The following is a 17,767-nucleotide window of genomic DNA, read 5'->3' on the forward strand; positions in this document are numbered from 1 at the left end:
GAATTTGTTCTTGGATGACAATTGCGCGCAAGTGTGAACGGGATCAACGGGTTAGGCAAGGGGGGTGATTAGGGTGCATATGTGGGGGCGCCTCGCGTTATCCATCCAATACTTGATGCGAGGCATCAACAATGCGTCCGACCTGCGCTCAAGGGCGGGCGCGTTCCGAACCGACCTAAGGGCCGGGCACGAGGGTTGTATGGGGCTAGAATGGGCAAAATGGCCTAACTTGTTAGAGCATGGTCAAAAAAACGTCTTAGACGGCTTAACGGCAGAAAATGAAACTGATCCTTGGAAGCCTCGGTAACGATACCCGCCATGAAAAACTTTAAATGTAAGTCAGACAAATGTACACCAAAAACAGGGCTTCCGCTCATTCCCTTAGGTTCGTACTCAAGTGAGTTTATTGGTTTGAAGCTGAGCCTATCACCGATACATGGCAGAGTCTCTGTGCCAATGACCTCATTTGGACCGATAGAAAACTGGAAGCTGCCGTAGTCAATCTCGTTGCGGCAACCAGGGTAGCCAATTGCGAATACTGCAATGGCCGACCTAGTACTCGCAAATGACAGATCGTATTCTGCATCGTACCAACCATTCCGAGATAGGTTACCCTTCAATACCGGATCGGTGAATTCGCAAAGCACACAGTCGATGCAGTCGGCGCTTTCATTTGATTGAATAGGAAACACGGCTTTTTGCGCCGTTACCATTGTATTTGTCACGTAATTGAAAAGACTAATTTGCTCCAAGTCGAACTGACCTTTCTTGACTTGATGCAAAGACAATAGGGCGAAATATCTATCGCCAATTTTCACTTTGGCCATGCTGCCGCCAAGGCCCATGTTGTATTCGCCACAATCATCTGCAGCAAATACAGCTGGTTCCGAGTAGGATTTCAAATGCTCGCTTAGGCTGTTTGCAGGAATAAAAAGTCCATTGATGTCAGCGCTTGTAGCAATCCTTGAACCGAGGATTGTCTTCAGCGAACTCAAACATCCAACTCCTCCACAAACCGCGCGTTTTCCTGAATGTATTGGAACCGCAGTTCGGGTTTTTTGCCCATCAGGCGCTCGACCAGATCGCCGGTTTCGCCGGGTTCATCCTCGTCGATGGTGACCCGGATCAATTTCCGGGACGCGGGGTCCATCGTGGTCTCTTTCAGGTCCTTGGCGTCCATCTCACCCAGACCTTTGAAGCGGGAAACGTCGATCTTGCCCTTGCCGCCCAGACCTTTCTCAAGCCACTCATCCCGCTCGGCCTCGTCCAGACAGTAGACGCGTTTAGCGCCTTGGGTCAGGCGATACAGGGGCGGACAGGCCAGATACAGGTGGCCCGTGTCGATCATCGGCCGCATCTGGGTAAAGAAGAACGTCATCAGCAGCGCCGCGATATGCGCCCCGTCCACATCCGCGTCGGTCATGATGATGATTTTGTCATAACGCAGGTCGTCGACGTTGAACTTGGTGCCAAGTCCCACACCCAGCGCTTGGGTCAGATCGTTGATCTCGGCATTGGTGCCCAGTTTCGAACTGGCCGCGCCCAGCACGTTCAGGATCTTGCCGCGCAGGGGCAAAAGGGCCTGCGTTTTGCGGTTTCGGCCCATTTTTGCAGAACCGCCCGCAGAATCTCCTTCGACGATGAATAATTCTGTTCCGTCGCGTGTTGAACTAGAACAGTCCACCAACTTGCCGGGAAGACGAAGTTTTTTAGTGGCGGACTTACGTTGTGTTTCTTTCTCGGCGCGTCGGCGCAGACGTTCTTCGGACCTCAGAATGAGGAAATCGAGAATAGCACCGGCGGATTTCGTGTCCGCGGCCAGCCAGTTATCGAAATGGTCGCGGACCGAATTTTCCACCAGCCGTTGTGCCTCGACCGTGGCCAGACGGTCTTTGGTCTGGCCCACGAATTCCGGTTCACTGATGAAGCAAGACACCAGCGCGCAGCCGCCGGTGATCAGGTCGTCGCGGGTGATCTGGGCGGCCTTCTTGTTGTTGATCAGCTCGCCGTAAGCCTTGATCCCTTTCAGGACCGCAGCCCAGAAACCTGCCACATGGGTACCGCCTTCGGGGGTGGGGACAGTGTTACAGTAGGACTGGATGAACCCGTCGCGCGAGGGCGTCCAGTTGATCGCCCATTCGACCTTGCCGGGGGTGCCGAACTTTTCCCGAAAGTCCACGGTGCCTGCAAAAGGTTGCTCGGCATAGGTGGACGAGCCGTTCATCGTTTCCTTCAGGTAGTCCGATAGACCGCCGGGAAAGTGGAAGCTGGCCTCGGTTGGCGTTTCGCCGTCGTCGATATGGGATTTCCAGCGAATTTCGACGCCCGAGAACAGGTAGGCCTTGGAGCGGATGGATTTGAACAGCCGCGCCGGTTTGAACTTGTGGTGGCCAAAGATCTCTTCATCTGCGTGGAATGTCACAGTGGTGCCGCGCCGGTTGGGCGCCGCGCCGACTTTTTCGACAGGGCCCAAAGGGATGCCGCGTGAAAAGCGCTGTTCGAACAGCTGTTTGTCACGCGCCACCTGAACGACCATAGAATCCGACAAGGCGTTCACAACCGACGCACCCACACCGTGCAGACCGCCCGAGGTCTGATAGGCCTTGCCCGAGAACTTACCACCCGCGTGTAGGGTGCAGAGGATCACCTCTAGCGCTGATTTGTCGGGAAATTTCGGATGCGGATCGATCGGAATGCCGCGCCCGTTGTCGCGCACGGTCAGGGCGTAATCTGCGTGCAGCTCAACCTCGATCCGGTTGGCGTGGCCCGCGACCGCTTCGTCCATCGAGTTGTCGAGGATTTCGGCCACCATATGGTGCAAAGCACGTTCATCGGTGCCGCCAATATACATGCCGGGGCGTTTGCGGACCGGTTCCAGACCTTCAAGCACCTCGATTGAGGAGGCGTCATAGGTATTGGTCGCTTCTGGCGTCAACAGATCGTCGGGCATGGGTGCTGCTCTTGTTTTTGGGTTTGGTCCCATTATGGCAGGTGATGTGGTCCGGGGGAAGGGGCGCGCGAAGTGTTGTGTGCGGTTTGTCGGCTGTGGTGCGCCGTGATTGGGAGCTGAGGTTGAAACGCTACATGTTTGACCAAGCTGGAACCATGGTCACAACGCCAGCCAGAGAGCCCCATTCCGATAGCCACCCTGCACAAGCTCTTTGGCCTGCAGCACATCCGGATAATCGTCAACCCAATCGCGAAAACGGTCATTTGTGACAATGGTAGCCCCTAGGTCGCGAGCGACCTGTAGAACAAGCGGGTCGGCTGGCGTTCCCTTGGGTGCGACCATAACGCGGTCTACGGACAACCCAAGCAGTGAGGCAAGGGTTTTGTCGTTCATGTAGCGATCCGAGATTTTGTAGCCGACATTTGCATCGAACACGACGCCGGGAGTCAGGCCCGAGGCGATCAAAGCGTCGACAACTTCGCGCACGGTGGCAATATCCGGAATGCCCTCTCGCCAGTGCAAAATATTTGATCCATCAACTACGGCCCAGTTCTTCGGGGCTTTCGATCTGCGCAACCATTTTCCAAGCAGCAATATCGCGCTTGCGATGGTGCAAGGCCCCGCGACCATTGCCCAATCAGAAAGAGCAGGGTGGAACAGTGCCGCAAACAGGCCGCAGATTGACAGGACAAACAAGAACAGAGGAAGGCGCATCGCTGAAAAATCAAAATTGTGAAACGGGGGGTCGGCAGTTCTTTATCAGGTGGCGGTGGAGAATGCCCAGAGCGATCTCATTGCAGTCAGGTGAAATGTTCCAGGTAGACGTTGCCGCCAAGGCCTCGCACTTTTCCTGCATTCTGTTTAGGTTTGGCTGCAAAAGCAAATGGATACCGGAGGCAAAGAGATGAGCTGGATCAGAACCATCCCTTTTGATGAAGCAACAGGAAAACTCAGGAAACTGTACGACCGTGTTACGGGCCCCGGCAACAACGTCGACAACATCATGATGGTGCATTCCTTGCGGCCACATTCGATGGAAGGTCACATGGCCATGTACAAGAACGTGCTGCACCATTCGGCCAACACGATCCCGAAGTGGTTTCTTGAGGTGCTGGGCGTGTGGGTCAGCGCGTTGAACAAATGCAGTTATTGTGTTGAGCACCATTACAGCGGTCTGCAGCGCTTGTTGGGCGATCCGGAGCGTAGTCAGGCAATTCGTGCGGCGATTGAGGCTGGCACGCCAGAGGAGGCCCCGTTGGATGCGGCCCAAATTGAGGCCATGCGTTACGCGCGCAAACTGACCGAGACCCCGGCGGAGTTAAAACGGCAAGACGTGGAAGCCCTGCGCACGGCCGGATGGGACGATGGCGAGATCCTCGAAATCAATCAGGTCTGCGCGTATTTCTCTTATGCGAACCGGACCGTTTTGGGGCTGGGGTGTTCCACAGATGGTGACATATTGGGCCTGTCACCCAACAACTCGGATGACCCGGCGGATTGGGGGCACCGGTAAACGAATTTAGCGCGCCATCCAGCCCATGATTGCCTGTGCCACAGCTTCGGGCTGTTGGTGATGCAGCCAGTGATCAGCGTTCGGAATGTCGATGCGCGTCAAGTCGGGCGCGTAGTCTTCCAGACCCTCAGTGGATTCTGGCAGCAACGCCTTGTCTTCACGCCCCCACAGCAACAGGTGGGGGCAGCGAACCATCAACCGGTCCTTCGGCAGCTCTGGCAGATCCGTGCGCGGTTCGCCGGGTTTCGCAACCACCAGCGGTGACGCCCGATACCAGTTCAACATGGCTTCCAGCCGCCTGGGCCGCGCCCATTCCGAACGATAGACCTGCATTTGCTGGTCCGTCAGCCAGTTTGTGCCCATCCCGAAACGAAAGAACTGTTCGAGCTTGGAGAAATTGTCCGCCGACAAACGCTCTGCCGCGTCAGGTGCGCGCAGGGCATTGATGTATTGCGAAGCCTCGGATTGCGCGCCTCCTGCTGCCATGGCCCGTTGGAAGGGCGCCGGGTGAACGCCGTTGGCGATGATCAACCGGTCCACCAGATCAGGGCGGAACATGGCCAAACCATAGGCCACGGACGCTCCCCAATCGTGGCCAAGAACACAAATCGGACGGTCGAACCCCTTAATCAGCGTCACCATGTCCGAGACCAGTCGCGACAGGGCATAATGGCCGACGCCCTCCGGTGCCCAGCTTTGCCCGTAACCGCGTTGATCGGGGGCGATGCAATGAAAGTCGGAGGACAAATGCGGGGCCAGGTCTTGCCACGCGCCGCTATATTCGGGAAACCCGTGAAGCATCAACAGGGGCGGAAGGTCGGGGTCCCCCCAGCTGCGCAGTAGGAACCTCTGGCCGTTAAGATCAATGAACTTGTTTTCCATAGCCGAAGCCCTTTGTTGTACCTGAAGCACACGCCCAGAAAGATGTAGAAATTTGACACCAATCAAAGCGTGTTTTTCACCCGACTGCTAGGCGTTTTCCCGGACAGTGAGACAAGGAGAACCTGAATGGAAGTAGTGACGCAGATCGAGAATGTGCAAAACCCTGCCAACCTGTCGGCGATAGCCAAAACCTCACCGACCGAGCCTAGCCCAGAGAAAATTCGTCAGGCCTTTGAAAGCGGCAAATATCCTTACGATCGCAAGATGGCGCGCAAAGCCTATGAGGCGGAGAAGGCGCAACTGCAGGCAGAATTGCTAAAAGTACAACATTGGGCACAGGAAACCGGCCAGCGGTTTGTGTTGTTGTTTGAGGGCAGGGATGCCGCAGGCAAAGGTGGAACGATCAAACGATTCATGGAGCACCTGAACCCACGCCAAGCGCGTGTAGTTGCGCTGAATAAACCCACCTGGGAAGAGAAGGGACAGTGGTACTATCAGCGCTATGTTCAGGAATTGCCCACGGTCGGCGAAATGGTTTTCTACGACCGGTCCTGGTACAACCGCGCCGGGGTTGAACGGGTCATGGGTTTTTGTTCGCCCAACGAGTATCTCGAGTTCATGCGTCAAACACCCGAACTGGAGCGGATGCTGGTGCGCTCGGGTATCCAGCTCTACAAATACTGGTTCTCGGTTACGCAGCCTGAACAGCAACGCCGGTTTAAAAGCCGCGAAACCGATCCTCTGAAACAGTGGAAACTGTCACCGATCGACAAGGCCAGCCTTGATAAATGGGACGATTATACCGAGGCCAAGGAGGCGATGTTCTTCTATACCGATACCGCCGACGCCCCGTGGACCATCGTGAAATCGAACGACAAAAAGCGCGCGCGCCTGAATTGCATGCGCCACTTCCTGTCTACGCTGGACTATCCGGACAAGAACCATGAAATCGTCGACAGCCCCGATCCTTTGATCGTCGGCCAGGCGCATCACGTGATTCAGCACTCGGAACATATTCTGGGTAATTCACTGCATCCTGAAACCGTGTGACAGGAGTCCTCTCAGGTAACATTTGAACCTGCGGGTGTAGTCTCAAGGTGAAATTTCGTCCTTCGCCTCTTGTCCCGGCCTCGGGCCGGGCATAAGGCTGTTCGGATGAGTAAGGTGATGACATATCGTGGCCACTTCCGGGCCATTTCTGTGCTGGGCCTGCCGCTGATCGGCGGGCACTTGGCCCAATTTGCTATTGGGCTGACGGATACGGTCATGCTGGGTTGGTACGGTGTCGAGGCGCTGGCCGCCGTGACCTTGGCCAGCAGCTATTTCTTTGTGCTGTTCCTGTTTGGGGCCGGATTCGGTTTGGCCGTCATGCCGATGGTGGCGACAGCTGCGGCCGAAGAAGACGAAACAAGTATTCGCCGTACAACGCGCATGGGGTTGTGGTTGTCGCTTATCTATGCGGCCGTCATGATGCCAATGCTGTGGTGGTCTTACCCTATTTTCCTTGCGTTGAAGCAGGACCCGCAAGTCGCTGAAACTGCGTCCCAGTACCTCAGGGTTGCTGGGTGGGGCCTAATTCCGGCGCTTTTGGTGATGGTGCTGAAATCCTATCTGGCCGCGTTGGAGCGCACCCAGATCGTTTTGTGGATCACCGTGGCCGCGGCAGTGGTCAATGCGATTACCAACTATGCCCTGATCTTCGGCAATTGGGGAGCCCCTGAGCTGGGTGTGATGGGTGCCGCCATCGCGTCGGTTGTCACTCAGATCGTATCGTTGGTCTGCGTGGTGATCTACGCCATGCGCGTTTTGCCCGAACATAGCCTGTTCCAAAGGTTCTGGCGCCCGGATTGGGAGATGTTTCTAAGCGTTCTCCGCCTTGGCGTGCCGATTGGCCTGACGACCCTGTCCGAAGTCAGCCTGTTCGCAATGTCGGCGATCATGATGGGCTGGCTGGGTCAGGTTCCGCTGGCGGCACATGGCATTGCACTTAATTTGGCATCCGCGACGTTCATGGTGCATCTGGGGCTGTCAAACGCTGCGACGATCCGGGCAGGGAATGCGTTGGGCCGGAAAGATAGGCCACATCTGGAACGCGGCGCGATTGCGGTGACGGGGATGTCTTTGGTGATCTCGGTCGTGACTGTTATCCTGTTCCTTGCCTATGCTGAGCCTTTGATTTCCCTGTTCATGGAACCGGATGACCCGCAGCGTCCGGAAATTCTGATGATCGGTACAGGCCTGCTGGCCATGGCGGCTTTGTTCCAATTGGTGGACGGGGCACAGGTCATTGCGCTTGGCCTCCTGCGTGGGTTGCAGGATGCAAAGGTCCCGATGGTCATGGCCGCACTCAGCTATTGGGGCGTGGGGATCACGTCGTCGTATTACTTCGGCTTCGTCTTGGGCATGGATGGAATCGGAGTCTGGCTGGGCCTTGTTCTGGGCCTGGCCTGCGCAGCGGTTATGCTGATGGCGCGGTTCTGGATGCGGTCCGTCCGCGAGGTCGGTGTGCCCGCCGAGTAAGATTCGGCGGGTCAGTCTTTGCTGAAGCGGTCTGCCTTTTTTCGCACCAGGACAGAACGTAGATCGTGCATGGCCAGCAGCAACCGGTCGGTTACATCCTCAAGCTGCTCTGGTGTCGCCTTGGATTGCGCCCATTGCGTGGTGAGGTTCAGGTAATCAACCGCGCGGTGAATGTCGTCGATGTCGCGCTGGGCGAGCAATGCTTTGCGCGCCTCCATCCAACGGGCAATCTCGGCCTTGTCGGCGTCGGACAACGTGCGTTGGCCTTGCGGTTTCACCTCGCCATTGCGGATGTTGATGACCGCGATCTGATCCATCTCGATCCGGCGCTGGCGGTTTTCAGTGTCGACCCTGAAAACCGCCGCACCATTCTCGCGAACGCGGAAATAATATTCGGGCAGTTCCGACGTCATTTGCGCTTACTCAAATCAATGATGCGCAAAAGCGCTGGATGCGGGTGCAGGCTTCGGTCAGCGCCTCGTCCGAGGTCGCATAGCTGACGCGAAAGTTTGGCGACAGGCCAAAGGCCGCACCGAACACGACGGCCACGTCCACCTCTTCCAGCAAAGCGGTGGCAAACGCCTCATCCGAGTCGATCACAGTGCCTGCAGGGGTGGTTTTGCCAATCAACCCGGCAATGGACGGATAGACATAGAACGCGCCTTCGGGTGTCGGGCAGCTGATGCCGTCGATATCGTTCAACATGCGCACAACAAGATCACGGCGGCGTTTGAACGTTTCGTTGTTGGGGGCCAGGAAGGACTGAGTGCCGTTCAGTGCCTCCACCGCCGCCCATTGGCTGACCGAGCAGGGGTTCGAGGTCGATTGCGATTGAATCTTGCGCATGGCGGCGATGACCTCGACCGGTCCTGCCGCGTAACCTATGCGCCACCCAGTCATGGCGTAGGCCTTGGAGACACCGTTGCAGGTCAGCGTCCGGTCATAAAGGCGGGGCTCGACTTCGGCCGGGGTGCAAAATTCGAACCCGTCATAGGCCAGATGTTCATACATGTCGTCGGACATGACCCAGACATGCGGATGACGCATCAGAACATCGGTCAGTTCTTTCAGCTCTTCACGGCTATAGCCTGCACCAGTGGGGTTCGACGGTGAGTTGAAGATAAGCCATTTGGTCTTTGGCGTGATCGCAGCCTCAAGCTGATCTGCAGTGAGTTTGAAGTTGGTCTGGATCGAAGTTTCCGCGATTACCGGAGTGCCCCCGGCCAAAAGCACCATGTCGGGATAGCTAACCCAATAGGGTGCAGGGATCACAACTTCATCGCCCTCATTCATCGTAGCCATCAGGGCATTGTACAAAGTTTGCTTGCCGCCGGTGCCGACCGAAATCTGCGCGGGCGTGTAATCCAACCCGTGGTCACGCTTCATCTTGGCGCAGGCGGCTTGCTTCAATTCTGGGATGCCGTCAGGCGCAGTATATTTGGTTTTACCGGCCGCGATGGCCGCAACTGCTGCGTCCTTGATGTTCTGCGGAGTGTCGAAATCGGGCTCGCCCGCGCTTAGGCCGATGACATCGCGCCCGGCAGCTTTCAACTCGGCCGCTTTAGCGGTTATCGCAATGGTGGGCGATGGCTTCACGCGTGACAGTGTCGCAGAAAGGAAACTCATGGTCGGCCTCGATTTGTATGTTCAGCTTGACTGTCATAGGGTGCGCCGGAATGACGATCAAGCGATATGAATTATGGAATTGGAGAGCCCGATGAACGACGAGAATGACTGGTACGGACCGGACTCTGCGACATTCGGGGACAGGCTGGCAGGGGCACGCGAAGCGGCTGGTATGACCCAGGCCCAGATGGCCCGCAGGCTTGGCGTGAAAAAGACAACAATTGCAGCTTGGGAAAACGATCTGTCCGAACCGCGGGCGAACCGTCTTTCCATGATGGCAGGCATGGTCAACGTGTCGATCATGTGGTTGCTGACCGGTGAAGGCGAAGGCATGGATGCCCCCGTCGAAGCGGAAGAGGGCGCACCCGAGCTTGCGGATGTCGTGGCTGAGCTGCGTTCCATTCGCGGCGAGATGCGCGCCAGTGCCGAGCGGGCAGCGAAACTGGAAAAACGGCTGCGTCTGATGCTGGAGCAAGGTCGGTGAACGAACCTCGGGACGTTAGAATTAAGCGGCTGAAGATGCGATCCATGCGACGTGGGATCAAGGAAATGGATCTGATCCTGTCGGCCTATGCTGACCGAAACCTGACGGCCATGGAGCCGTCGGATCTGGATAACTATGATGCGTTGCTGCACGAAAACGACCAGGATCTTTATCAGTGGGTCACAGGGCAGGTGCAGCCGCCCGAAACCTATTCCGAATTGATATCGGACATCGCTCAGACCTTTCAAAAATAAAAGAAAACCCGGCTTAACCGATTTTTCGGGATTTCCATTCATCCTGCCTGAAACAGCGCGACTGAATCGGAGGATCGGATGAGTATGGAAATGCAGGTCTCCGCGCCGGGAACCAAAGGGTTCATGACCAGCTATCTTGAGGCACTTGCCTTGGTGGAACGGCTGCACCGGTTGCTATTGGACGTCATCAAGGACGAGTTTGAGCGTGTTGGCGTATTGGAGATCAACGCTGTGCAGGCCTTGCTTTTGTTCAATATCGGCGACCATGAAGTCACCGCGGGTGAACTGAAAAGTCGCGGGTATTATCAGGGCAGCAACGTCAGCTACAACCTGAAGAAACTGGTCGAAATGGGGTACATGCACCATCAAAGATGCGAGATCGACCGCCGATCCGTAAGGGTTCGATTGACCCCACGCGGTCGTGAGATACGCGATGTCGTATCTGAGCTGTTTTCGCGCCACGCTGAGGGGCTGCAAAATCGCGGCGTGTTGGGGCTGGAAGGCATCGATGATATCACCACATCCCTGCGGCGGGTCGAGCGGTATTGGACGGACCAAATCCGGTACATCTATTGATCAGGGGCGCAGGGTATCTGTGGCATCGGACAGGGTGAGCCCATCTAGCTCGCGTATCAGTTTTCGGGTCATTGCGTCCTCATAGGCCTCAAAGCCCAAAGCGACTTCGACGAATGCTCCGGGCCCCAGTATAACCCATGTGTTGTAATAGGCGGAAAGCTCACCGACTTGGACATAGCGTTTGTCGCCATGACTGGGATCGTCGGCTCCGATCACCAGCCCATTGATCGTGATGCCGGTGTTTTCCAGTTCGGCTTTCACGCTGCGTGGATGAGGGCCCAGATTGTGCTTGCCGTCCCCTGACAGATCCAATGTGCGTTTCCAGCAATTCGGTTGCTGCGACAGTAGATTGGCTCCGAACCGCATTGCTGACCCAACAGCCGTGCCCTGTGGTGCGTTACCCCGCGCGACGGTCTTCAATTGGTCGCTGATCAGTGCAAGATCTTGTGCCGTGCGGATCTCAGTCCAGTTTACCAACATGCGTTGATGGCGGGTCTCGCTCCATTCGTAGATAGCCAATCGCACAGGCGCGCCGATGTCGGACAGTATCAGTTGAACAACTTCAGGGCGTTGCAAGGCTGCCGCCAGACCTCCGGTTTGCATCCTATACTCGGTGCTGTCGACCGAACCGGACACGTCCAGCCCCAACGCCAGTGCTTGCCTGCATTCCGACGCGGCGGCGCTGGCGAACATGGCAAATATCGCGGCCAGGAGGCGGATCATTGATGTGCACCCTCCTTCAACGCACCGATCTGCAATCCTTTCAGCTCACGTTCCAGCTTGCGACGCATCGCGCGTTCAAAATCCTCGAATCCTTGTGCGATTTCAAGAAACGCGCCAGGACCATGCAGAACGTTGTTTTCGAAAAACGGGATGAGGAACAGCTCTCCTTCAAAATCAGCAGCGTTGATCACCAGTCCGTTGACCACGACGTTTTGAAAAGGAAAGTGCCGGTATGCCGAGTCCGGCCCATAGCCGTCATTGTTTGAGCCATCGCCGGACAAATCGATGGTGTTAAAAAGGCAGGGTGGCGCTTGCTGCATCAAAGTCGCGCCAAACGCCAAGGCATAACCCATTGCCGTGGCCGAGGCGCTGTCCGAGCGAACCGATTGCTGCACCGTTGAGGCGGCAACCAGCAGGTCGGCTTCGGTGTTGATCATGGTCCAGTTCAGAACAACGCGTTGTGTGGTGCGACCACTCCACTCATACACGGCCAGCGCCACGGGTGCGGGCGAGGAAAAAAACGCCTCGACCACTTCTGGTGCGATCAATGCAGCCGCAAGACCCTGCCGTTGCAAAACGTCTTCGTTCTCGTCCACGGAAGTCGAGATATCCATGGCGAGCGCCAGCGCAAGGCGACAGGTCTCGGCCCGAACGGGGCTGGCCAGAACGGCCAGACCCAATGCTATCAGCCAGCGGATCACCAGTGACCGGCACTTTCCATGCTGGCCCAGGGCTCGGCCGGTTCCAGCGCGTCACCATTTTGCAGCAGCTCGACCGAGATATTGTCGGGTGAGCGCACAAACGCCATACGCCCGTCACGCGGTGGGCGATTGATCACGACGCCGTTGTCCTTCAGGTGCTGGCAAACCTCATAGATGTTGTCGACCCCATAAGCGAGATGCCCGAAATGACGGCTGTCGCTGGGCAGGGTGTCATCCCCATCCCAGTTATGCGTCAGCTCGATCGGCCGATCCTCTTGTCCCGGGGGGGCCATGAAGATCAGTGAAAATCGGCCCGCTTCGCTGTCATAACGGCGGGTTTCCTTCAGGCCCAGCAGTTCATAGAACGCCATCGACTTCTCCAGATCCTTCACGCGGACCATGGTGTGAAGATATGTCAGCCCCATTGTGGCTTCCTTTCTATTCAGGTGATGGGCTGCAGCTTAGCGCGCGGGCCAAGCGTGTCGAGGGGCAGGGTGGACACAATTTGGAAATTGCGACGCTTGGTGCACATGTCGCGGTTCCTGTCTGTGAATTGCCGATATATAGTGGTGAGCGACTCATTGCTGGAAAGGAACATTCATGCCGCTGTCCTCTGACCAACTGGCCGAGATCGAAGCGCAACGGGCGCAATCGCATCCAACACGCCGCGTTGTGGCTGAGGGGATGGAAGACCACCTCTATACCGCGCATCAAGTACTGGACCACGGATTTGTGCGCGTCATTGACTACATGGGGGATGACGCAGCAATTTGTCAGGCGGCACGTGTATCTTACGGCAAGGGCACCAAATCGGTGCAGAACGATGAGGGTCTGATCCGCTATCTGATGCGGCACTGGCACTCGACCCCGTTCGAGATGTGCGAAATCAAGCTGCACGTCAAACTGCCGGTCTTTGTGGCCCGTCAGTGGATTCGTCACCGCACCGCCAACGTGAACGAATACTCAGCCCGCTATTCGATTCTGGACCGCGAGTTCTATATCCCCGCACCGGACCACGTGGCCGCGCAGTCCGAAGTGAACAATCAGGGCCGCGGCGACGCCCTGCAAGGCGAAGAGGCAGCCCGCGTTCTGGAAATGCTCAAGGCCGACAGCGCGCGGTGCTATGACAATTACGAAGCCATGATCAACCAGGATGGTCAGCAGGGGCTGGCGCGAGAATTGGCGCGCATGAACCTGCCTGCGAATATCTACACGCAGTGGTACTGGAAGGTGGATCTGCACAACCTGTTCCATTTCCTGCGCCTGCGGGCCGATCCACATGCTCAGTACGAAATCCGAGTTTACGCCGACATGATGTGCAAGATCGTCGCCGACTGGGTGCCCTTCGCGTATAGAGCGTTCGAAGATTACCGTTTGGGTGCGGTCAACCTTTCGGCGCAGATGGTTGATAGCCTGCGACGCATGTTGGCCGGTGAAACTGTGACGCAGGAAAACTCGGGCATGACGGCACGGGAATGGCGCGAGTTCGAGGCTGTCATTCGCGAGGGTTAAAGCCGACAGAACTCTTTCTTCTGATGTCATGACGCCTTTTCGAGTGGTTCATGACATCAGTCATCAGTGTGATGTGAGAACGCTCGGAAATCGTGGTGTTCGGCTAAAACGAAAGCACTCATGCCGATACCAAACCGACGCGAGGGTAAGGTTTCAAACCCTTGAGAATGGACAACGGCCGGAAATTGGCCGTTGGCCTGCTTTTAGTACCCGCAGATGACGGGGTGTTTTATAACGGCTTCAAATCAGAGGCCATTTGTCGGCCGTCGCGTCCGTCTTCCAACTCATACGAGACTTTCTGATTGTCAGCGAGTCCGGTCAGACCGGACCGTTCTACGGCCGAGATATGAACAAAAACGTCCTTGCCACCTTCGTCAGGGGCAATAAACCCATAGCCTTTCGTGGTATTAAACCATTTCACGGTGCCAGTTGGCATTTCCCGTGTCTCCTTCTACTTACACGTTGTCCCACAAATTGGTGGGGGCAGTGGTTGACGCAACCACAACGCATCACCGCTTCGCCCACACGACGCAGCCCGAATTGTGTGTTTCGTCTTTTTCAACATTGCACGGTGAAGTAAAAAATCAAGAATAACTGGATGTAGCAGGCAAAAATGCCAAAAATTCATACAAGTACAGGAACGGTCCCAAAATGCGTCTTTATGGCCTGAAAAACTGTGATACTTGCCGTAAGGCACTGAAAGAAATTGAAAATATTGAATTTGTAGACGTTCGCGCGCAAGGAGTTCCCGATTCTGTCCTGACAGAGGCGTTTGATACCTTCGGCGAAGCTTTGCTCAATACCCGGTCGACAACTTGGCGTGGATTGGACGCGGAACAACGCACGCGACCACCGCTGGAGTTGCTGAAGGAACACCCGACTTTGATGAAGCGCCCCTTGATCGAAGATGACGGTACGTTGTTGTTGGGCTGGACCGCGAAAACCAAAGCAAGCCTTGGCGTTGCCTGATCGGGCGCTTATGTGTCTGACGTAAATATGAGGGTTTAAATGCGCAACGCATCAATGATTTTGGGCGTCATTGCCGGTTTGATCGGAATGATTGTTGGCTTTTTTGGCTATGGCTATATCGAATTCATAAACCACTACGGCGAGATCGAAGGCCTTGCTGAGCAAGTGGACAACGTACAGTTCATCCAGACCGCTTCCATTATTGCGCCTTTGCTGGCCATCGCGGGGGGCGCAATGGCCCATGCGCGGGCTCTGATCGGTGGAATATTGCTGCTGATCTCAGCCGTCGGGATGTATTTCGCGTTTGGATTCAACGTCTTTACGATGTTCCCGGTGGCCTTTGCCGCCGTGGCGGGCATCCTTGGGCTGGCCGCGGGAAAGCCGGACGAGCCCAAGGCACATTTCTAGTTCACTTAATGCGCAGGATTCGGTCGGCCGAGAGCGGACCTGCGCCATTAATGACGATGACGAGGAACAGGAAAGTCCACATCATGCGTTGGTCTATCAATGAGATCGCATTGTCGAACAGGCTGCCAAGTTTCACTCCGTGCCCGGTAACGTCAGTGGCGGTCTGAACCCAGATAAAACCGATCATGCCCAATGCTGCCAGGCGTGTAAGTAGGCCAACCAGCAGCAGCGCGGGCAGAACGAACTCTGCAACGGTACCTAGGAAAATCACGATACGCTGGACAATGGTCAGCTGAGAAATATCGTACAAGGCGGCTTCGGCCGCTTTTGGAAAGATCTGACCAAACGCGCCTGCAGACGGCGAGAATATCGAACCGTCGATTTTTGTCATTGCTGAATTCCAGAAATAGAACAGCAGAACCGCGATGAACACGACCCGCGCCAGGGTCGGCGTCAACCAGCCAGAGGTCAATTCCAACCTTCCCAGGGTATTGTTGTGCAATGAGATCAGGGCAGTCATGTTGCCAGCCTTTCGATAGTCACAGAGGTTATTGCGCCGCCCTGCAAAAGCAGCGCCAGAGTGGCCCCAAGGTCAAATTCGGGGAATTCGGCAGAGGTTTGTTCAAATGCCTCGCCAATGGTAAGTCCGGCCTGAACGTGCGCGATCCAGTCCGCTCCGCCTTTGGGCAGAAAATGCGGGGCCGGGTCGAATTCGGGCCGGGTGATCAGGATATCTTCGGATCCGGGGGCAGGTTTTGGTGCACCGTCTTCTGAATTGAAGCGCCAGATCGAAAACAGCGGCCAATCTGACCGAAGAACCTTCATGGATGGCGCAAATTCCAGCTTTGCCAGAACGATCTCTTCCGGTGGGATGGCCAGCGCATCAGGCGGTGCAGGTTGGCTGTCAGCAGAGTGGTAGGACCGGCGCAGCGCCAGTTCCAGACGCGCGACGTCGGCAAGGTAGCCAAGGTGTGACAGCTGCTCCATCCCGGCAAGGAACTCCGGAAATTCCTCACCGTAGAACATCATCAGCGGTGAAGACGGGGGATGTTTGCGCAGGAAAAGCCCGGCAAGCCCATCCATGTTCTGAGATCCCAACAGCCGTGAGATCACCGGAAAGGCCTGATGCATCGCTTCGGTCAGCGAAACAGCCACGTTGTTGCGGTAAACGCTGAACCGTCGCCCGGCGGGGCGTTCTGCGGCATCCCACAAACCGTCCGGAACGGCCGCCGACGGGTCAAGCAGGGCTGCGCGGAACGTGGTTTGCGAAACGCTCATGCTGGGATGCGGTCCAGTGCCGCCTGCGCCCGATCTGCTTCAGCCCGAAGAACGGACCAGTCGGGTACGTCCGTATCCCATTCGATCAGTACGGGTTTCGGGCCGGAACGGTCCAACACGTAATCCAGCAACGTCCACACGGGATCAACGACTTCGCGACCGTGGCTGTCGATCAGCAAGGGACGACCATGGTCGTCTTCGTCTTCGTCATGACCGCCAAGGTGGATCTCGTGGACGTTGTCCAGCGGGTAGGCGTCGATGTAGCTCTGCGGCGAGAAGTCCAGATTGGTGGCCGACACAAAGACGTTGTTCACGTCCAGTAAAAGACCACATCCTGTCCGACGTGCGATTTCCCGCAGGAAGTCAGGCTCGGACCATGTACTTTCTTCAAAAGCCAAATAGCTGGATGGGTTTTCCAACAGCATTTGCCGCCCCACGGTTTCCTGAACCTGATCTATATGGGCACAGATACGCTCCAGCGTTTCGTCCGTGTAGGGCAGGGGCAGAAGATCGTTCAGGAAATGACTGTCATGGGTCGACCAGGCCAGATGCTCGGAAAAGCTGGCCGGATTCAGCCACCCCACCAAGTGTTTCAGGCGCGCCAGGTGATCGGGGTCCAAGGGGCCTTCTCCACCGATCGAGAGGCCGACGCCGTGGACGGAAATGGGGAATTTTTTAGAGAGGTGGCGCAATTGAGCCAGCGGCCTGCCGCCATCACCCATGTAGTTTTCGGCATGGATCTCAAGCCAGCTGACCGGATGCGCATGGTCCAGAATCTGGTCGTAATGCTGGGGTTTATACCCGACGCCCGGTGCCGCGGGCAGTCTGTTCGATCGAAGTGAACTATCCAGCATGTGCAAATCCTCCGGTCACGAAAAGAGGCGGGCGATAGGGCCCGCCCCTCCGATTCTCAGATGCTTGGGCTTATGCCGGCAGGTCGCGCTCCAGCGGTTCCAGCGAACCTTCGCGCGCTGCACCATCTGCCGACTTGGGCAGTTCGATATCGGCGCAGGTTCCAGCGTCGACCAAGGTCCAGGCATTGCCCTGATAGTCAACGGTCGAGGTGCCCGCGCAGGTGGTGCCGGGGCCAGCGGCACAGTCGTTCTGACCGGCCAGCGAAACGCCATAGCATTTTTCTTTGGCTTGTGCGGAGGCGGTTGTGGCGACGCCAGATACGGCTGCTGCAACTGCGCTTGCGATAACCAGGGTTTTTGCGGTGTTCGACATCTCGGTAATCCCTTTTGATGACTGCGTATGTCTTCTTGTGACAATGACAAAGGTAGTAGCTAAATCGGGGCAGGTGAATTCACGAGCCCGTGTCTCACAACCCCGTCAAAGAGCGTAATGCCCTCTTGAAGGTTAACAAACTGT

23 protein-coding genes are annotated in these 17,767 nt (G+C 56.4%); 9 read left to right on the plus strand and 14 right to left on the minus strand.

What is annotated here, in order from left to right; translation table 11 throughout:
• Positions 1 to 224 precede the first annotated feature (224 nt).
• The 3 genes from AC2FFP_RS09150 to AC2FFP_RS09160 form a co-directional block, all read right to left on the minus strand.
• Positions 225 to 995: a hypothetical protein gene (locus tag AC2FFP_RS09150; protein WP_496880959.1), complete on the minus strand. Its 771-nt coding sequence runs from the start codon at positions 993 to 995 to the stop codon at positions 225 to 227.
• Positions 992 to 2,950 carry a DNA topoisomerase IV subunit B gene (parE, locus tag AC2FFP_RS09155; RefSeq protein ID WP_496723650.1) on the minus strand — a complete coding sequence of 653 codons (1,959 nt, stop codon included), beginning with the start codon at positions 2,948 to 2,950 and terminating at the stop codon, positions 992 to 994. The genes AC2FFP_RS09150 and parE overlap by 4 nt, the downstream gene beginning before the upstream one ends.
• Before the next feature lie 159 nt (positions 2,951 to 3,109).
• Positions 3,110 to 3,664: an NYN domain-containing protein gene (locus AC2FFP_RS09160; RefSeq protein WP_496880960.1), complete on the minus strand. Its 555-nt coding sequence runs from the start codon at positions 3,662 to 3,664 to the stop codon at positions 3,110 to 3,112.
• 190 nt (positions 3,665 to 3,854) lie between these two features.
• Between AC2FFP_RS09160 and AC2FFP_RS09165 the strand changes: the two genes are divergently transcribed.
• The gene (locus tag AC2FFP_RS09165; RefSeq protein WP_496880961.1) at positions 3,855 to 4,463 is read left to right on the plus strand and encodes a carboxymuconolactone decarboxylase family protein; all 609 of its coding nucleotides are present in this window, start codon (positions 3,855 to 3,857) and stop codon (positions 4,461 to 4,463) included.
• A 6-nt stretch (positions 4,464 to 4,469) separates the two neighbouring features.
• On the opposite strand, the gene AC2FFP_RS09170 is transcribed toward AC2FFP_RS09165, so the two are convergent.
• Complete coding sequence (locus AC2FFP_RS09170) at positions 4,470 to 5,345, minus strand: alpha/beta fold hydrolase (protein WP_496880962.1); 876 nt, start codon at positions 5,343 to 5,345, stop codon at positions 4,470 to 4,472.
• 126 nt (positions 5,346 to 5,471) lie between these two features.
• Here AC2FFP_RS09170 and ppk2 point away from each other — a divergent pair, with 126 nt between their 5' ends.
• The gene (ppk2, locus tag AC2FFP_RS09175; RefSeq protein WP_282119883.1) at positions 5,472 to 6,395 is read left to right on the plus strand and encodes a polyphosphate kinase 2; all 924 of its coding nucleotides are present in this window, start codon (positions 5,472 to 5,474) and stop codon (positions 6,393 to 6,395) included.
• 117 nt (positions 6,396 to 6,512) lie between these two features.
• Positions 6,513 to 7,865, plus strand: a complete 1,353-nt coding sequence (locus AC2FFP_RS09180) for an MATE family efflux transporter (protein WP_496741048.1) — start codon at positions 6,513 to 6,515, stop codon at positions 7,863 to 7,865.
• An 11-nt stretch (positions 7,866 to 7,876) separates the two neighbouring features.
• On the opposite strand, the gene AC2FFP_RS09185 is transcribed toward AC2FFP_RS09180, so the two are convergent.
• Positions 7,877 to 8,278, minus strand: coding sequence for a hypothetical protein (locus AC2FFP_RS09185; protein ID WP_496880963.1), 402 nt, complete (start codon positions 8,276 to 8,278; stop codon positions 7,877 to 7,879).
• A gap of 10 nt (positions 8,279 to 8,288) precedes the next feature.
• Positions 8,289 to 9,491, minus strand: a complete 1,203-nt coding sequence (locus AC2FFP_RS09190) for a pyridoxal phosphate-dependent aminotransferase (RefSeq protein WP_496880964.1) — start codon at positions 9,489 to 9,491, stop codon at positions 8,289 to 8,291.
• Between the two features lie 91 nt (positions 9,492 to 9,582).
• Between AC2FFP_RS09190 and AC2FFP_RS09195 the strand changes: the two genes are divergently transcribed.
• The 3 genes from AC2FFP_RS09195 to AC2FFP_RS09205 all read left to right on the plus strand — a co-directional run bounded on the left by AC2FFP_RS09195 (position 9,583) and on the right by AC2FFP_RS09205 (position 10,805).
• A complete protein-coding gene (locus AC2FFP_RS09195) occupies positions 9,583 to 9,975 on the plus strand; it encodes a helix-turn-helix domain-containing protein (protein ID WP_496766884.1) in 393 nt (130 codons plus the stop codon).
• A 44-nt stretch (positions 9,976 to 10,019) separates the two neighbouring features.
• Positions 10,020 to 10,229: an FAD assembly factor SdhE gene (locus AC2FFP_RS09200; protein ID WP_496777586.1), complete on the plus strand. Its 210-nt coding sequence runs from the start codon at positions 10,020 to 10,022 to the stop codon at positions 10,227 to 10,229.
• A gap of 78 nt (positions 10,230 to 10,307) precedes the next feature.
• Positions 10,308 to 10,805, plus strand: coding sequence for a MarR family winged helix-turn-helix transcriptional regulator (locus tag AC2FFP_RS09205; RefSeq protein WP_282169244.1), 498 nt, complete (start codon positions 10,308 to 10,310; stop codon positions 10,803 to 10,805).
• Here the strand turns inward: AC2FFP_RS09205 and AC2FFP_RS09210 are convergent, their stop codons facing one another.
• From AC2FFP_RS09210 to AC2FFP_RS09220, 3 genes are read right to left on the minus strand one after another with little or no spacing between them, the layout of a single operon-like run.
• Positions 10,806 to 11,528: a DUF1194 domain-containing protein gene (locus AC2FFP_RS09210; RefSeq protein ID WP_496766886.1), complete on the minus strand. Its 723-nt coding sequence runs from the start codon at positions 11,526 to 11,528 to the stop codon at positions 10,806 to 10,808.
• On the minus strand, positions 11,525 to 12,229 hold the full coding sequence (locus AC2FFP_RS09215) for a DUF1194 domain-containing protein (protein WP_496880965.1): 705 nt from the start codon (positions 12,227 to 12,229) through the stop codon (positions 11,525 to 11,527). The genes AC2FFP_RS09210 and AC2FFP_RS09215 overlap by 4 nt, the downstream gene beginning before the upstream one ends.
• Positions 12,226 to 12,654, minus strand: coding sequence for a VOC family protein (locus tag AC2FFP_RS09220; protein ID WP_282153690.1), 429 nt, complete (start codon positions 12,652 to 12,654; stop codon positions 12,226 to 12,228). The genes AC2FFP_RS09215 and AC2FFP_RS09220 overlap by 4 nt, the downstream gene beginning before the upstream one ends.
• A 175-nt stretch (positions 12,655 to 12,829) precedes the next feature.
• Between AC2FFP_RS09220 and thyX the strand changes: the two genes are divergently transcribed.
• On the plus strand, positions 12,830 to 13,741 hold the full coding sequence (thyX, locus tag AC2FFP_RS09225; RefSeq protein ID WP_058274136.1) for an FAD-dependent thymidylate synthase: 912 nt from the start codon (positions 12,830 to 12,832) through the stop codon (positions 13,739 to 13,741).
• Between the two features lie 229 nt (positions 13,742 to 13,970).
• Here the strand turns inward: thyX and AC2FFP_RS09230 are convergent, their stop codons facing one another.
• Entirely contained in the window at positions 13,971 to 14,177 is a 207-nt protein-coding gene (locus AC2FFP_RS09230; protein WP_010439113.1) for a cold-shock protein, read from the minus strand.
• A gap of 215 nt (positions 14,178 to 14,392) precedes the next feature.
• Between AC2FFP_RS09230 and AC2FFP_RS09235 the strand changes: the two genes are divergently transcribed.
• Both AC2FFP_RS09235 and AC2FFP_RS09240 read left to right on the plus strand, forming a co-directional pair.
• Positions 14,393 to 14,710: an ArsC/Spx/MgsR family protein gene (locus tag AC2FFP_RS09235; RefSeq protein ID WP_472724089.1), complete on the plus strand. Its 318-nt coding sequence runs from the start codon at positions 14,393 to 14,395 to the stop codon at positions 14,708 to 14,710.
• Between the two features lie 39 nt (positions 14,711 to 14,749).
• Positions 14,750 to 15,118, plus strand: coding sequence for a hypothetical protein (locus AC2FFP_RS09240; protein WP_058275883.1), 369 nt, complete (start codon positions 14,750 to 14,752; stop codon positions 15,116 to 15,118).
• Position 15,119: 1 nt separating this feature from the next.
• Here AC2FFP_RS09240 and AC2FFP_RS09245 read toward each other — a convergent pair whose 3' ends face one another.
• The 4 genes from AC2FFP_RS09245 to AC2FFP_RS09260 form a co-directional block, all read right to left on the minus strand.
• Complete coding sequence (locus AC2FFP_RS09245) at positions 15,120 to 15,638, minus strand: DoxX family membrane protein (protein WP_282169248.1); 519 nt, start codon at positions 15,636 to 15,638, stop codon at positions 15,120 to 15,122.
• Positions 15,635 to 16,396, minus strand: coding sequence for an HvfC/BufC family peptide modification chaperone (locus tag AC2FFP_RS09250; RefSeq protein WP_496766889.1), 762 nt, complete (start codon positions 16,394 to 16,396; stop codon positions 15,635 to 15,637). Before AC2FFP_RS09250 ends, AC2FFP_RS09245 begins: the two co-directional genes overlap by 4 nt.
• On the minus strand, positions 16,393 to 17,250 hold the full coding sequence (bufB, locus tag AC2FFP_RS09255; protein ID WP_496766890.1) for an MNIO family bufferin maturase: 858 nt from the start codon (positions 17,248 to 17,250) through the stop codon (positions 16,393 to 16,395). Before bufB ends, AC2FFP_RS09250 begins: the two co-directional genes overlap by 4 nt.
• Positions 17,251 to 17,320: 70 nt before the next feature.
• Complete coding sequence (locus AC2FFP_RS09260) at positions 17,321 to 17,623, minus strand: BufA1 family periplasmic bufferin-type metallophore (protein WP_058275886.1); 303 nt, start codon at positions 17,621 to 17,623, stop codon at positions 17,321 to 17,323.
• Positions 17,624 to 17,767 lie beyond the last annotated feature (144 nt).

This window comes from Ruegeria sp. YTSC004, assembly GCF_059609805.1.